This is a genomic window from Thermaurantiacus sp., from assembly GCF_053487655.1.
This window is the reverse complement of sequence record NZ_JBRCLD010000050.1, coordinates 1-14,524: the sequence shown is the minus strand read 5'-3', so window position 1 is coordinate 14,524 and position 14,524 is coordinate 1. Positions and strand designations below refer to the sequence as shown.

Here is a 14,524-nt window from a genome sequence, read left to right as displayed (position 1 = left end):
GCCATGGCCTGCGAGTTCCTCTGTCCGTCGCGCCATCACCCAAAGGAGCAGGCCTGCTTATCATCCCAGCGCGACGCCGCCTTCCACCGCCTAGAGGGCGCCCATCTTCAGGAACTTCGCCCGCCGGCTTTGCCGCAGCTGCTCGCGGTCCTGGTGCTCGAGCCCGGCCAGCTCTTCCTCGAGTGCAGTTGCAACGCGCGTGAGCGTCAGCGCATGGTCGCGGTGGGCGCCGCCGACCGGCTCGTAGATGATCCGGTCAATGACTCCGAGCCGGAGCAGGTCAGCTGCTGTCACCTTCATGGCCTCCGCAGCCTCGGCAGCGCGGCTGTTGCCAGTGCTGCGCCAGAGGATCGAAGCACAGCCTTCAGGCGAGATGACGGAGTAGATGCTGTGCTCGAGCATGAGCACACGGTTGCCGGCGGCGATGGCAACGGCACCGCCCGAGCCGCCTTCGCCGACGACGAGTGCGACCATCGGCACGCCAAGGGCAAGGCAAGTCTCGGTGGTGCGGGCAATCGCTTCGGCCTGGCCGCGTTCCTCAGCATCAATCCCCGGAAAGGCGCCAGGCGTGTCAACGAGCGTCACAACCGGCAGGCCGAACCGGTCGGCAAGCTGCATCAGGCGCTGCGCCTTCCGGTAGCCTTCGGGCCTGGCCATGCCGAAATTGTGGCGAATGCGGCTGTTGGTGTCTTCCCCCTTGGCATGGCCGATGACGACCAGGCTTCGCCCGTTGAAGCGGGCAAGCGCGCCGGTGATCGCCATGTCCTCACCATAGAGGCGGTCGCCAGCCAAGGGCATGACATCGGTAAAGAGGCCGGCGAGATAGTGCGGGATGTGGGGGCGCGCCGGATGGCGGGCGACCTGCGTGCGCTGCCACGGAGTCAAGCGCGCATAGAGGTCTTTGAGCTGCCGCTCCGCACGCTCGCGCAGCTGCGCTGCCTCGACGGCATTTCCCGCAGCCTCCGCCTTCGCAGCGCTGGTTTCGAGCGCTGCGACACCGGCCTCGAACTCAAGATAGGTCGTCACACCGTCATCGACATGCCGCGATAGATGCGGGCGCGGTAGCGGGAATCCTCGGCATCGGGAAGCGGGGCGCCAGCAAGCAGGACCGCGCGGGCGAAACGCTTCACTTCTTCGAGATGCTCATCGAGGTTGCGCGGCTCCTCCGAGCGGACCCGGCGAGTCATATTGATCTGGTTGACCGGCACATCGTGGACCAGGCGCTCATTCTCGACTGCCAGCGTGACGGTGAAGGCATGGAGCGTGGTCTTCAAAAAATTGGCAAGCGCGAACGCCGGGCCGGCCGTGCCCATCGGGACATCAGGCGAGGCCATGACGAGCTGGCAGCCATCGTAAAGCGAGGCCTTGCGGGCGATTCGGAAATGATGCGTCAAATGATGGTCGATCATGTCCCGGAACTCCGTGGGCAGAAGCGGCTGATCGGGCTCGAACAGCCGGTCCGGGAGCGGCTTGAACGGGGTTGAGACAACGGTTGTCGGCCGGCCCCAGCGGGCAAGCGCCGTGTCCATCGCAGCTTCCACTCCAGGCGCGCACAAGAGGTATTCGAGGCTGCCCTTGGGCACGCCCTGGAGCTGGTCACAAAGCGCCTGCACGCCCTCCTCTGACCGGGCCAGGAAGACGACTCGGGCAACATGGCAGTCCTCGATGAACTGGCGCGCGGCCTCGGCCAGATAGTCGGTCAAATGCTCGCCAATCAGCCAGACCGTCTTGCCCCGCATCATGTCGAGCCGTTCCTGTTTGGGGCTTCCGAAAAGCTCACGCTCGGTCGTGGAGCGCTCGACCGAAAGCCCCCCCGAGGGCATGAAAGTCTCGCCCGAGACAGCGCGGTCGGCAAGGAAGAAGACGGTCGCCTGGGCGACATCGGCCTCGGTCGGCATGTTGCCGAGGTGGAGCTGGGAGAGGACTCCGGAGCGCACCTTGCGGGCCTCCTCCTTGATCCGCTCGGTCGGAAGCCAGGGAATGTCATCTGGCGGCACACGCAGCAGCCAGCCGGAGTCGGCCTCGGGCGTTGCCGGCCGGTCGGTCCAGCCCGGCGCATCGAGGAGATAGCCGCCAAGACGCAGCCGGCCGACGAGGCGCGCGGCGACCTTGGGGGTCAGCAGGAACCGGTCCCAGGTGCAAATGCCATCCCCTTCGCGCGCACAGGCGAGTGCCAGGTCGCGAAGCTCGCGCGGCGCGTTGGGGTCGTGGCTCATCTGGGCCGTGTCATTGCGGGCAAGACGTGCCAGGACCGCTTCCACCCGGGCGCCACGGCGAATGGCCTTGACGACCGCCGCATGGACAGCGTTCAGCCGCTTGTTCTCAAGGATAAGCCGGCCGCGCCGCTCGAACAGGCCCGGCTTGCCGCCCGTGCCCTGCAACCGGTCGCCGTCGACTGGGCCGGGGGCGATTGCGTTGAACTGAATCTCCGGGCCGAGGTAGCGCGCAAGGCTTTCAACCATCGCGCGCTGGCCCGCCTTGGAAACGGCATAGTCCGCCCGGTTCGGGTAGGCGACGGCCAGGAACTTCTCGCCACCGAAATAGCTCGAGACATTGAGGATATAGCCCGAGCCCTGGGCCTTCATGAGCGGCACGACATGGTGCATGAGGACATAGTTGGAGACGAGATTGGCATCGAGCGTCTTCGCCCAGGCCTCTGGGTCCATGTCAACGACCATCTCCTCAGCGCCGGCGACGCCGGCGTTGTTGATGAGATAGTCGATCCGGCCGAAGGCCTTCACCGTCTCGTCGACAGCGCGGCGGAGCGACTCGAAATCGCCGACATCGATTCCGGCCAACGTGCGCACCCGCCGCTCGACGCCTGCAAAGCCCACGTCCTCAAGCTCGGAGACGATCCTGGCCCGGGCAACCGCAAGCTCGCTCTCGCGCCTTGCCACCATCATCACCTTGGCGCCCGCAAGCGCCAGCAGCCGCGCCACCTGGCCACCGATGCCGGCCGAGCCCCCGGTGATCAGCGCGACCTTGCCGAGGTGGAGGCCGGTGATGTTCTCCGAAAAGCCCGGCATGGCCTTCCTGGCACCAGTTGCCTCGCCGATCTTCTGCGGCAAATAGAGCGTCACCTCCTGGATGCGGCTTTCCTTGAGAAGAATGCGCGCCGCATGGCCGGCGGCGAAGCGGAGATTCTCCTGCTCATCATTGCTGAAGCGAATGAGCTGATTGCCCCACTCGGCCTGCCGCCTGCGGCCGTATTTGACGTCAAGCTCGGACTCATCGCGCCACACCCGAATGAGCTGCTCGATGGCCGCACGCAGCAGGTTGGCCGCGATGTCGCCCTTGCCGTCGGTCGGGTTGGAGAGGAAGACGAAGCGCGGATCCTGAACGAGGGCGTCGTGGCGTTTCCAGTAGCGGCTCAAGGTCCGGGCAATCGCGATCGCACCCAGAAGCTCGACATCCATGAAGGCCGCCACATCAGCGTCGGTTGCATCGACAAGCGTTCCTGCAAGCACGCCCGGCCCCTTGGCCGGCATCACCAGCGCCGAAGTGACCGGGAGCGCCTCGGCAGTGAATTCCGCCAGCGCCTTTTCCATACCGGGAAGGTCGGTGCGGTTGAACCGGACGATCGAGAGCCGGTCAGTTGCACCTTCCGCCCGCGCCCTTGCCTTGGCGAGTGCGACATCGGCCTGGCGGGAGAGGCCAAGGAGCACATGGGCGCCGGCTGCGACTTGGACTTTCGCAATCTCGAGCGCATCTTCCCACTGCTCGCCACCGGCAATGAGGACCGCAAGGCCGGTCCCATCCATCGACCGCATGGTCGGCCGCGAAAGATAGGTGGAGCGGCTTTCCTTGCGCACGGTCATGCCGTGTGTCACTTCGATGTCATGGCCATTCAAGGCTGCGCTCTCGTCCGAGCCCAGGAAGAGGATGGTGGCGGCAACGTCTGCCGGCGTGGGGAAGGCCTTCTCGCCATCGGTCCGGGAGAGGTCGCGGTTCAAGGACATCATGGCGGAATATTGCTTCGCGGTCGTGCCCGCCGGGTCGCCGCGCATCTTGTCCATGGCTGCAAACACGGTCCGGATCCGGTCACTCTCGATCGGGCCGGGGTAGACGAGGTTGACGCGGATGCCCTTGGGTCCGAGCTCGAGGCTGAGCTCGCGCGAGAGCGCATTGAGCGCGGCCTTGGGGACAACATAGGCCGTGCGGCCGAAATAGGGCGTGCGCGAAAAGATGGTGGAAACATTGATGATGCTCCCGCCCGCGGCCATGTGCGGGGCGGCAGCGCGCGCCATGTTCCAGGCAACCCCCAAGATGTTGCGAATGGCAGCCGGCACCGACTCGTCGTCGGCAAGACCGCGGGCCTTGAGGTCAGCCAGCTCCTCCTCGGTGATGGGCACATTTTCAAGCGGCTGCTTGGGGCCCGCCGAGCCGGCATTGTTGACAAGGATGTCGATACGGCCAAAGCGGGCCACCACCTCGGCAATCCCGGCCCGGGTGGACTCTGGGTCGGCACCGTCGAGCACCACGGTATGAACCTGCCCGGGGTGCGCGCCGGTTGCCTCAAGCACCGCCTCGCGGGCCGCCTCGATACGGGCGCGGGTCCGGCCGGTCATGACGACGATCGCACCCTCGCGCAGATACTGACGGGTGATCTCGCCGCCGATATTGCCAGCCGCACCGGTTACAACTGCGATCTTGCCGGCGAGCCGGCCGGTGAGCTGGGGCAAGGGGCCAGGCGTCTTCGCCGAGCGCTTGCGAGCAGCCGCCATGGTCGTCATTTGCTTGCTCCCTGCAATCCGGCCGGACCAGGCGTCACGCCCGCAGCCCAGAGTTCGAACAGCTCGTCGCGGCTCCGCAATCCAAGCGCTGGCAGCGCGTGGTTGACGACATAGGTCGCCCCCGTGTGCCGGTTCTCCCACATCGCCTGATGGGCTTGCGGCAGGCCATCCCAAGGCACGACTGTCGGCTCGGTCACATCGAGAAGGCCGGCGGCGATCATGTCGTTCATGCGCGCCACTTCATAGGCGTTGCACAAGTGGGTGCCGAGGATCGAGGCGGTCGGCATCAGGATCTTGCGCTGCCGGGTCCAGACCTGCGGAGCGTAGAAGGTGAAGCGCCGGCCCTTCAGCGCCTCGGCATAGAGCACGCGGCCCTGGAAGGGCTTCACAAGCGCCGTTGAGACTCCAAGCGAATCTTGGTGGGCCCGCTCGAAAATGAGATCGGGGCTGCCGCGCGGATTGTCCGCTGATCGCAGGATCCGGCCAATCGCATTGCCAAACGGCTTCAGCGTCCGTTCCTGGTAGTCGCGCACACCCGCCCGGAACTGCTCGATATCCTGCTTTGCATCCACAAGCCGCGGCATGGTCGCGGGCCAGTAGAAGGCAGCGCCATGGCGCCGGGCGATGTCCTCGAGGCTGACAAGCCCCTCGAGCGCATCTTCAAGGCCGAGCCCGGCAAGGAAGGCGCGCTGCCCTTCGGTTGCGGTGGCCACCACGGTCTTGAGCGCAAAGCGGCGGGCCGCCTCGATCATCTGAAGCCCGGTCTCATCAAGGAGTGCGCCTGCTGGCGTGCCATAATAGATGAGAAGCGCTTCGCCGCCGCGCGCCTCGGCCCGGCGCAGCATCTCCTCCGGACTTGCCGTGCCGGCCTTGCCCATGAAGGAGAAATGATAGCCGGAAGAAGCGCCATAGAAGGCGAGCTTGCCGCCTTCCGCGAGCAGCTGGAAGGTGCGGGGGAAGGCCGTCTCGCCGGCGTGGCTTACGGCATAGTCGGCAAGCCGGCCGCCGTTGATCGCGCGATAGGCCTCGACGATGGGTTCGCCGGCGGCTTCCCATGCCGCCCACTCCCCCGGGTCTTCCGGAACAGGGGTGAAGGCCGCAGCCCAGCGGGGGTCGCAGCGGTTGATGGTGCCAACTGCGCCCTTGCTCGCGACGAAGGCGGCGCGCGCGTCCGAGGAGACGAGACCGGTGGTGCGAAGACCCGAGCGGATGGCAGACTTCAAGGCATCAAGCCCGGTTCCGGTTGCAGCACCTTCGACGAAGATCGTGCGGTCAGGCTGGATCCGGAGTGTCGTGAACAGGCAGCGGGCAACGGTGCCGAGATTGAGGATATAGCTCCCCGCCTGTTCGAGGGTGAGGTCGCCTGGCACAGAGTGGAGCTGCGGCGCCTGCACCTTCAGAAACTGGGCGTGGCTCCCCGTGTCCGTCTCATAGCCCTGGATCGCAAAGTCGGCGAACATCGGGTCGAGCCCAACCATCGGCGAGAGGAGATCGTTGGTGCCGGAATAGACGGCGACGAGATCGCCGACCTTGAGCCGGCCTTCGGCTCTGGCTTCCGACCCAAGCTTGGCCACAAGCCCGATCCCGCCCGAGCCCGTGGTCTGGAAATCCTCCTCATGGTTGTCGAAGGGGGAGACGGGAATGCCGGTCAGCGCCCAGATGTCGTTGAAGTTGACTTCGCTCGTCAGCATGTAGACGAGCGCTTCATTGGGGCCTGGCTCCGGGACCGGGACGACGAGCTCGCGCTCGTGGCTTGCCGGCGGGCCGAAGCGCGGGGCCCCCGTCTCAGGATCGCGCGCGACACCATGGGCAAGCTGGAACAGCGGCACCGGGGTCACGCCGGGGAAGAAGGGCGCACCGACGGGCAGAAGCTTGCCTTCGGCCACGAGCGCCTCGGCCCGTGCCTTCTGGGCGGCATAATCATAGACCCCGTCGCGGCGGACTGGGAGCGGCGGGCTCGTCTTCTCGACGAACTGGCGGATCCCGGTCTTGCCACCTTCAGGGTCGACGATGGCTTCAGCGAAGTGGCGGGCTTCGGCCGCAAGCCCAGCTGCCATCCCCTCCCGCCAGCCGATGCGGATGGCATAAAGCGCACGAGCGCCAGCTCCCCCCCGACCAGCCCAGTCGAGCTGGCGGCGGATGCGAACAATGTGCGTGTCCGCTTCCGCCTGGGCGAGGTCGGCCGTCGTCGCCGGCGCCTCCCAGCGCGCCGTCATCGCCCGGCGTTCAGCGAAGGCCTTGCCGAGCGCGCTTTGGCCCCCGTCCTGCAGGAAATCCCGCACCAGCGCATGGGCCCGGCTCAAGGCATCATCGCTGCTTGCCACCACCTCCTCAACAAGGCCCATCGCATGCGCCGCCTCGGCGTCGATGCTGCGCCCGCCAAGGATGAGCTCAAGCGCGTCAACAAGCCCCGCGGTGCCGCGCCGCTCGGCAAGAAGGCGCGGGAGCCGCTGGGTGCCACCATAGCCGGGCAGGAGCCGCAAGCGGATCTCGGGCTGGCCGAAGCGTGCCGTCGGCTCGGCAACGCGATGGTGGCAGGCGAGCGCGAACTCCATGCCACCGCCAAGCGCCACCCCCTGGATTGCGGCAACGCAGGGCTTTTCCATCCGCTCGATCTTCGCAAACACCAGCTGGGCATTGTTGGGAAGAACGCGAGCTTCCTCAACATCATGAATCTCATCGAGCATCTGGCGGATGTCGGCGCCAGCAACGAACGAAGCCGAGCCTTCGCCCGTGAAGACGACTGCGGCCACCTCATCGTTCCTGGCCAGATGCTCAACGACGATGACGAGCTCGTCGATCGCCCGTTCGTTCAACGCATTGACGGGCGGGTTGGTAACTGTGACGGTTGCCACCTTCCGGCCCAGCACAGCATTATACTGGACGCGGAAATAGCGGTAGCGCTCGAAGATCTGCTGCGCGTCCGAAAGCTGCTGGCGGCGCTGCCAGGCAGCGATTGCAGCCTTCAGCTCCTCGAGGCTCTCGGGGTTGCGCAAGGTCGTCGCATCCCCGATTGCGCCGCCCTCCACGAGGGCGCGTACCATCCGGCGCATATATTTGCCCGAGCGAGTCTCTGGGAACTGCGAGACCTCGAGGAAGTCCTGCGGCACGGCAACTGCGCCCTTCTCCGAGCGCACCAGCTCGGTGAGACGCTTCCTGTCCTCGTGGGTCAGCTTGCGGCCAGGTGCCGGCACCACGAAGGCAAGCGGGGTGAGCCCCTTCTCGCGGTGCGGTGCACCGACGACGAGCACATTGCCAACTGGCGAATCCGGGTCGAGCACCTTGTCGCGGAGGATCGCGCCCTCGATCTCCTCGGTGCCCATCCGGTGGCCTGAGACGTTGATCACATCGTCCGAGCGGCCGTGGAGCGAGAAGCTGCCATCGGCGTGGCGGATGGCGAAATCGCCCTGGGTATAGGCATAGCCGCCCTGCCAGCGAGTCCAGTAGTTGCCAGCCCAGCGTTCCGCATCCCCCTTCCAGCCACCGGCAACACGGCCGTCTTCTACCCGGAAGTTCGCTTGATCGCCCCAGACGGTTCGGGCGAGATAGGGATAGGGCATGGTGAGGACGATTTCGCCCTTCTCGCCATCCGCCGCGCGGCGGAACGGGACGCCGCCATCGCTGCGGGCAAAGGGCAGGGGCTCACCGGCGCCGCCTGCATCCTCGACGAAGACGTCGCCGACCACCCACGGGAGCGCCCAGGTGTGGGCATCGGGCCGAAGCGGGAAATCGGTGTTGCCGAACATGTGGGCAAAGGCGATCCCGCCATGCTCGGTTGCCCAGTAGCTGTTGATATACCAGGGCGTGACTTCGGCCATGGCAAAGGCCTGGACTGCAGGCGAAGTCGGCTCGGCACAGAAGGTGGCAACGCGCAAGCGCGAGAGATCGTGGCGGCGCAGATCGGCAAGGTTTGCCGGATCGGCCATGATCGACTTCAGAAACGTGACGCCGGCCTTGAAGATGGTGACACCATGGCGCTCGATCATCGCGGCAAAGCGGCCAGCATGGGGGAAGACGGGCGAGCCTTCGGCCACCAAAGTCGTGACCCGAGTCAACAGGGGGGCCGAGATGAGATAGCTCTGCCCCGTAATCCAGCCCGGATCGGCAACGACGAACAGCGTATCGCCCGGCCGCGCGTCGAAGGCAACGGCCATGGTGTGGGCGATTCCCGCCGTATAGCCATGGACATGGACGATGCCCTTGGGCTTGCCCGTCGAGCCGGAGGTATAGATGAAGAACAGCGGATATTCAGCGTCTACCGCAAGCGGCGGCACGCTCGCCCAGATGGCGCGGACGAGGTCGCAGTCGGGAAGGGCGAGAAGCTCGGCCTCGCTTGCAACTGCAAATCCGGCGGACCGCGCGTTGGCGAGCAGGGTCTCAAGCGCCCGGTCGGTCAGCTCATGGGCCCAGAGGTCGCGGCCCTCGCGCCAGACGAGATCGGGGACGGCGACATGGCGGCAGACGATGACCGCTTCCACCCGAGGAGGCGTTGCAACCAGCGCCGAGGCAGCCGCGATCCGGACCTTTGCGGCGCCGGCGCTGTCCAGCCGCCCCTCCTTGCCAAGAGCCGCAAGAGCACGGCCCACGCCGCGCATGGCATCGGCCCGCTCGACCGTCACTTCGCCGGCGAGCGTTGCCGCGACCGTCTCGACGATGCGCCCCCGCTCCTCGTCGCCGAGCGCGAGGGCGGGATCGGCAAGGGCGCGGCCAAGCGTTTCGAGGACGACGGCCACAGGCACGAAATTGTCGAGGGCCGGGTCGGTGTAGGCGGTCTTGAAGGGGACCACCTGGGCGTTCCGGTAACCGCCGTCGGCGGTGATCACGACCCTTGCACCGGCATCGGCGATGCGGTCGGAAAGGGTCTTGTCGGAGAAGCCGCCGAAGACAGGCGTATAGAGGATGCCAAGCCGCTTCGCCGCCTCGGTCCAGAAGATCTGCGCCGGGATCGACGGCATGTTGAGCGCGATCCGGTCGCCTGCCGCGAGCCCGAGCGCTTTGAGCGCAAGCGCACATTTCGCAGTCTCAACCAAGAGTTCCCGGCGCGACACGCGCCAGCAATCAACTGGCCCTCCCTTGCCGCCATCAAGCGACATATCCCAGCGATCGCCCTCGAAGATGAGCGCAGTCTCGGCGCCGAAACCGGCCAGCACATGGCGGTCCACCTCGTTCATGCAGGCATTGGTGCGCCCGCCCTCGAACCAGCGGAAATGGGGGGGCTCATCGGCATTGAAGGCGCGCTGCCAGGGGACAGCATTTGCCGGGACGTCGGCCACGATGGGCTCAAGCGAAGCGGCATCCCAGCCAGTCCAGCGCCCCATCTCCTCATCGCGCGTGAGCCAGGCGCCTGCTGTGCCCACCTCAGGCCAGAACCAGTGGAGGAGACGCGCAGCGATTGTCCCGTGAAAGGCGCCAGGATCGGCGAGGACGGCAGCGCGCGCCTGCTCCCAGTCGGCCCGGGTGCGTACTGGGTTGACTTGGGCGAGCGGCACGGTGTCCGTCACACGGCGCGGATCAGGCTGATCGGCCATCAGGCGGCTCCCCCGCGAAATGCCGTTGCGAATCGGCTATGGCTGGCATGCAGAACGCGCATCCGGAGGCGATTCCACAAAAGCCGGCGCGCTGCCAGCCTCTCCGACACGGGAGACACGGCGATTCCGGACAGGGTGATGCTGCGCTGCGTCACAGCCAAGAGCCTGGTCTTGCGCCAGCAAATCGGAAACACCGCAACGCAGGCAATTCCCACAGCCGGCGTCCCGCCTCAGGCCTTTGAAAACGCGCCAGGCAATTCGTCCACCGGCAGCTCAGCGCCAGCGCAAATTGTCGCGAGAGAGATCCGCCACGCAGCGCTTTCCCATCAGCTTCATGTCGCGCTCGATCTCCGCCCGCAGATTGCCGAGCGCGCGGCGGACTCCAGCCTCGCCACCGGCAGCAAGCGCGTAGAGGTAGAGCCGGCCGCCCGAGCAGGCCCGAGCGCCGACCGAAAGCGCCTTTAGCACATGGGTGCCGCGGCGGATGCCGCCATCGCAGATGACCTCGATCCGGTCACCAACGGCATCGACGATTTCCGCAAGCTGGTCGAAGGGCGCGCGCGACCCGTCGAGCTGGCGGCCACCATGGTTTGAGACCATGATGGCATCCGCGCCGATGGCGACCGCCCGCTTCGCATCGCCAACACTCATGATCCCCTTCAGGCAGAAGGGCCCGCCCCAGGCATGGCGGATGGCCTCGGCCTTGGCCCAGTCGAGCGCAGGATCAAGCATGTGGGTGAAATAGTCACCGATTCCCATCGCGGTCCGGCTGCCCTCTCCCACATGGGTGTCGAGGTTGGGCAGGCGGAACTTCTCGCGGCCGAAGAAGTCGAACAGCCAGCGCGGGTGGGTCGCATAGGAGAGGAAAGAAGACGGGGTGATCCGCGGTGGCGAAGTAAAGCCGGTCTTCAAGCAGCGCTCGCGGTTCCCTCCGACCTGGGTGTCGACGGTGACGGTCAGCGCATCAAAGCCGGCCGCCTTCGCCCGCGCAATCAGGCTGGCATTGAGGCCCTCGTCCTTGTGGACGTAGAATTGGAACATCTTGGGTGCAGCAACGCTTTCGCCAATCTCCTCGAGGCTGACGGTTGCCAGGCTCGAGATCCCGAAGAAGGTGCCAAAGGCCGACGCCGCCCGGCCGACAGCGCGCTCGCCTTCATGGTGGAACAGCCGCTGGAGCGCGGTCGGCGAGAGGAAAAGCGGCATGGCAAGCCGCTTGCCAAGAAGGGTTGTCGAAAGATCGACCTCGGCAACGCCCTGGAGCACGTCCGGCACCAAATCGCAGGCCTCGAAGGCTTGCGTGTTGCGCTTGAGGGTCACTTCGTCATCGGCGCCGCCGTCGATATAGTGGAACACCGGGGCGGGCAGGCGGCGCCGGGCAAGCGCACGGAAGTCGGCGACATTGTGGCAGTCCGCAAGGCGGCGCGGCGACCCCGCCGGGTTGGTCATGCCGTCTGCTGCTGCCAGTGGGCGAGGATCGCGCTTGCTGGCGCAAACCAGGCGCGCGGAGCGAGATGGTCAAGGAGCGCCTCGAAAGCAGCGATCCGATAGGGAAGGCCAATGATGTAGGGGGTGAGCTCAAGCGCAAGGATACGCCCGCCTTCAGCAGCAAGACAGTCGGCAGCATCCTGGATCTGTTCGGCATAGCTTGCGACCGAAGCCTGGCAGACATTGAGGATCTGCCGGTCGGAGAGCTCGTGATTGAGCGGCAGGTTCCAAAGACCGTTGGCAAAGCGCCAGGGCTGGTCGTCGTTCCCCCAGTCGAGCGTGAAGGTGAAGCTGTGGCGCAGCAGCAGGTCGGGGGTCCTGAAGCTTTGTGAGCGGGCGATGGCGTGGAAGCCTTGCGGCCGCTCGCCGAGCGCTTCCCACCGCGCGCGGGTCTCGGCGATCAGCGCAGCCTCGGCCTCGGCTGCAAGGCTGCCGTCGATGGTGCCGTTCATGTCGGTCGAATGGGCCACCAGCTCATGGCCCTCGGCGCGGATGGCGTCGAGCAGCGCCGGCGCGCGCTCGGCGAGCGCCACGTTCATCGCGACCGAGGCAGCAAGGCCCCGCGCCCGGAACGCGTCAAAGAGGCGCCAGATGCCGACCCGGTTGCCATAGTCGCGCGCGGTATAATGGCGGTAATCGGGGAAGGCGGTCTGCATGTGGCCCGGCGCGCGAAACGGCGTATCCGAAGGCGTGAGCGGGAAGAATTCCGCCTTGATGATCGCCATGACGGCAAGCGGCTTTCCTTGCGGCCATTGCACCCGGGGCCGCAGATGCGCCGCCGACCAGGGGTAGAGATCATGGTCATAGCCGTAGCGCCGGCGCGGGTAGGCAAGATAGGCGGGCCCCAGCGTCATGGGCGGACCTGCGCTGCAAAACTGTCGACAATTGCCCCCGCAGTCGTAATCCAGGCCCGCCCATCCTTGGCGATATGGCGGAGCGCATCGCGGAACGGGCCGATCCGGTGGGGCTGGCCAATGAGATAGCTGTGAAGAGGCACGCACATGACTGTGCCGCCCGCCTCACCTTCGGCAGCCAGGCGCTCATATTGGCGGATGAGCGTCTCGGCATATTCGCGCGGGCTCATGTTGTAGACGAAGAAGCCGTAGTGATCATTGACTTCAAGGCTGTAGGGGATGGCAACCAGCGGGCCGTTGCGCGTCGTCACCCAGGTCGGCTGGTCGTCGTGATAGAGGTCGCAGCTGTAGGCAAGCCCCGCCTCGGCGATGAGATCGAGCGTGTTGACCGTGTGCGTGAGCGCGGGCGCGAGCCAGCCGCGGATGGTCTGGCCGGTGGCGGCGCGCACGGTTTCGATCGAGTCGCGGATAATCGCCCGCTCCTCGTCCTCGCTCATGTCATAGGCGTAGCGGGTGTTGTAGACTCCATGGCTGAAGAACTCCCAGCCGCGGGCGGCGGCATCTGCCACCACTTCGGGGTGGTGCTGGCACAGCGCAACCGAAAGCGAGACGGAGCCGGGGAAGCCGAATTCGCTCATCGCGTCCGCCATCCGCCAGTGGCCGACGCGGTTGGCATAGTCGCGGTGGGCATAGCCGACGACATCGGGATGCGGCCTCGCCCAGGACTTGCGCTTGGGGTGGGCCGGCGGGTCGATCTCATAATATTCAAGGTTGGGCGCAACCCAGACTGCAACTGGCCTGTCACCGGGCCAGCGCAGAGGCGCGCGCGCACGCCAGCTGCGATAGGGATAGAGGCCGGGATCATCCATGCAGCAGGCCTATGACCGCGCACCGGCCCGGCTCGCAAGTCTCCAGGCGTTCAGTTGCCGACAAGCCAGGCCTCGGCCGCCCTCGCGATTCCCTCGCCCAGCTTGCGCTGCCCATCGGCGGAAAACAGGAAGTCCGCATCCTCGGCGTTGGAGAGATAGCCACATTCGAGGAGGACAGCAGGCACGCCCAGGTTTCTTAGCACCTGGAAGCCAGCGAAGCGGTGGAACTGGCTTCGGAAGCGGATCCCCTCGGGCTCCATCCGGCGCTGGAGCGCTTGCGCAAAATCGGCGCTGGCGTTCATTGAATCCCGTAGCGCCAGGTCGATGAGGACGCCCTGCGCCTCGCCATCCACGTGCGAAAGATCGCGGCCCGCAATCGCGTCGGCGCGGTTCTCCTTGGCAGCGAGGCGCGCCGCTTCCCGGTCGGACGCGGTCTCCGAGAGCGTGTAGACGCTCGCACCGCGCGCCTCGGGGTTGGGGGCGCTGTCGGCATGGACCGAGATGAAAAGCGCGGCCCCCCAGGCGCGGGCGAGCGCCACGCGCTGCCCCAGGGTGAGGAAGCGGTCGTCCGAGCGGGTCAGCCGCACTTCGACCTTTCCCGAGCGCTCGAGCACGCGTGCGGCAGCGCGGGCAACGGCGAGCGTCACATCCTTCTCATAGCCGCCGGTCACCGCAATCGCGCCCACATCCTTGCCGCCATGGCCCGGATCGATGACGACGACCGGCCGGCCGCGCGCCCGCCGCACCGCTTCGGCTGGAACCACGGCGGGCGTGGATGTGGGCGGAGCGTCGAGCAGGGCGGCGATCTCGGCGAGCGGCCCCGGCGCGGCCAAGCCGGAGTCCGGCCGGCTGAGCGCGAGCGTCGAGCGCCCCTGCCGGACCGCGGCGGCAAAGGCGGCGGCACTGCTGGCTTGCATCTCAAGCTCGAGCACCGGTCCGCCGCGCGGCGCCTCCACGAGGCGGGCGCTCGCAAGACGCATGGGCGCAGCTGCTTCAAGCACCAGCCGGACCGTCCTACCATCGAACTGGGCAAGGCGGGCGGACCTGACCGGACC

The 14,524-nt window shown here is 66.6% G+C and carries 7 protein-coding genes; all 7 read right to left on the bottom strand.

The genetic code is table 11. The features are described 5' to 3' along the window. Positions 1–90: 90 nt before the first annotated feature. The gene (locus tag ACWIQA_RS04975; RefSeq protein ID WP_448581965.1) at positions 91–1,026 is read right to left on the bottom strand and encodes an acetyl-CoA carboxylase carboxyltransferase subunit alpha; all 936 of its coding nucleotides are present in this window, start codon (positions 1,024–1,026) and stop codon (positions 91–93) included. Continuing rightward, positions 1,023–4,733, bottom strand: coding sequence for an SDR family NAD(P)-dependent oxidoreductase (locus ACWIQA_RS04970; RefSeq protein WP_448581964.1), 3,711 nt, complete (start codon positions 4,731–4,733; stop codon positions 1,023–1,025). Before ACWIQA_RS04970 ends, ACWIQA_RS04975 begins: the two co-directional genes overlap by 4 nt. Beyond that, a complete protein-coding gene (locus tag ACWIQA_RS04965; protein WP_448581963.1) occupies positions 4,730–10,261 on the bottom strand; it encodes an AMP-binding protein in 5,532 nt (1,843 codons plus the stop codon). Before ACWIQA_RS04965 ends, ACWIQA_RS04970 begins: the two co-directional genes overlap by 4 nt. Before the next feature lie 273 nt (positions 10,262–10,534). Continuing rightward, a complete protein-coding gene (locus tag ACWIQA_RS04960; RefSeq protein WP_448581962.1) occupies positions 10,535–11,707 on the bottom strand; it encodes an alpha-hydroxy acid oxidase in 1,173 nt (390 codons plus the stop codon). After that, positions 11,704–12,600 carry a polysaccharide deacetylase family protein gene (locus ACWIQA_RS04955; protein ID WP_448581961.1) on the bottom strand — a complete coding sequence of 299 codons (897 nt, stop codon included), beginning with the start codon at positions 12,598–12,600 and terminating at the stop codon, positions 11,704–11,706. Before ACWIQA_RS04955 ends, ACWIQA_RS04960 begins: the two co-directional genes overlap by 4 nt. Continuing rightward, complete coding sequence (locus tag ACWIQA_RS04950) at positions 12,597–13,469, bottom strand: polysaccharide deacetylase family protein (RefSeq protein WP_448581960.1); 873 nt, start codon at positions 13,467–13,469, stop codon at positions 12,597–12,599. The genes ACWIQA_RS04955 and ACWIQA_RS04950 overlap by 4 nt, the downstream gene beginning before the upstream one ends. 50 nt (positions 13,470–13,519) lie before the next feature. Then, positions 13,520–14,524: N-acetylmuramoyl-L-alanine amidase family protein (locus ACWIQA_RS04945; protein WP_448581959.1), on the bottom strand; the 1,005-nt coding region annotated here is incomplete at its 5' end.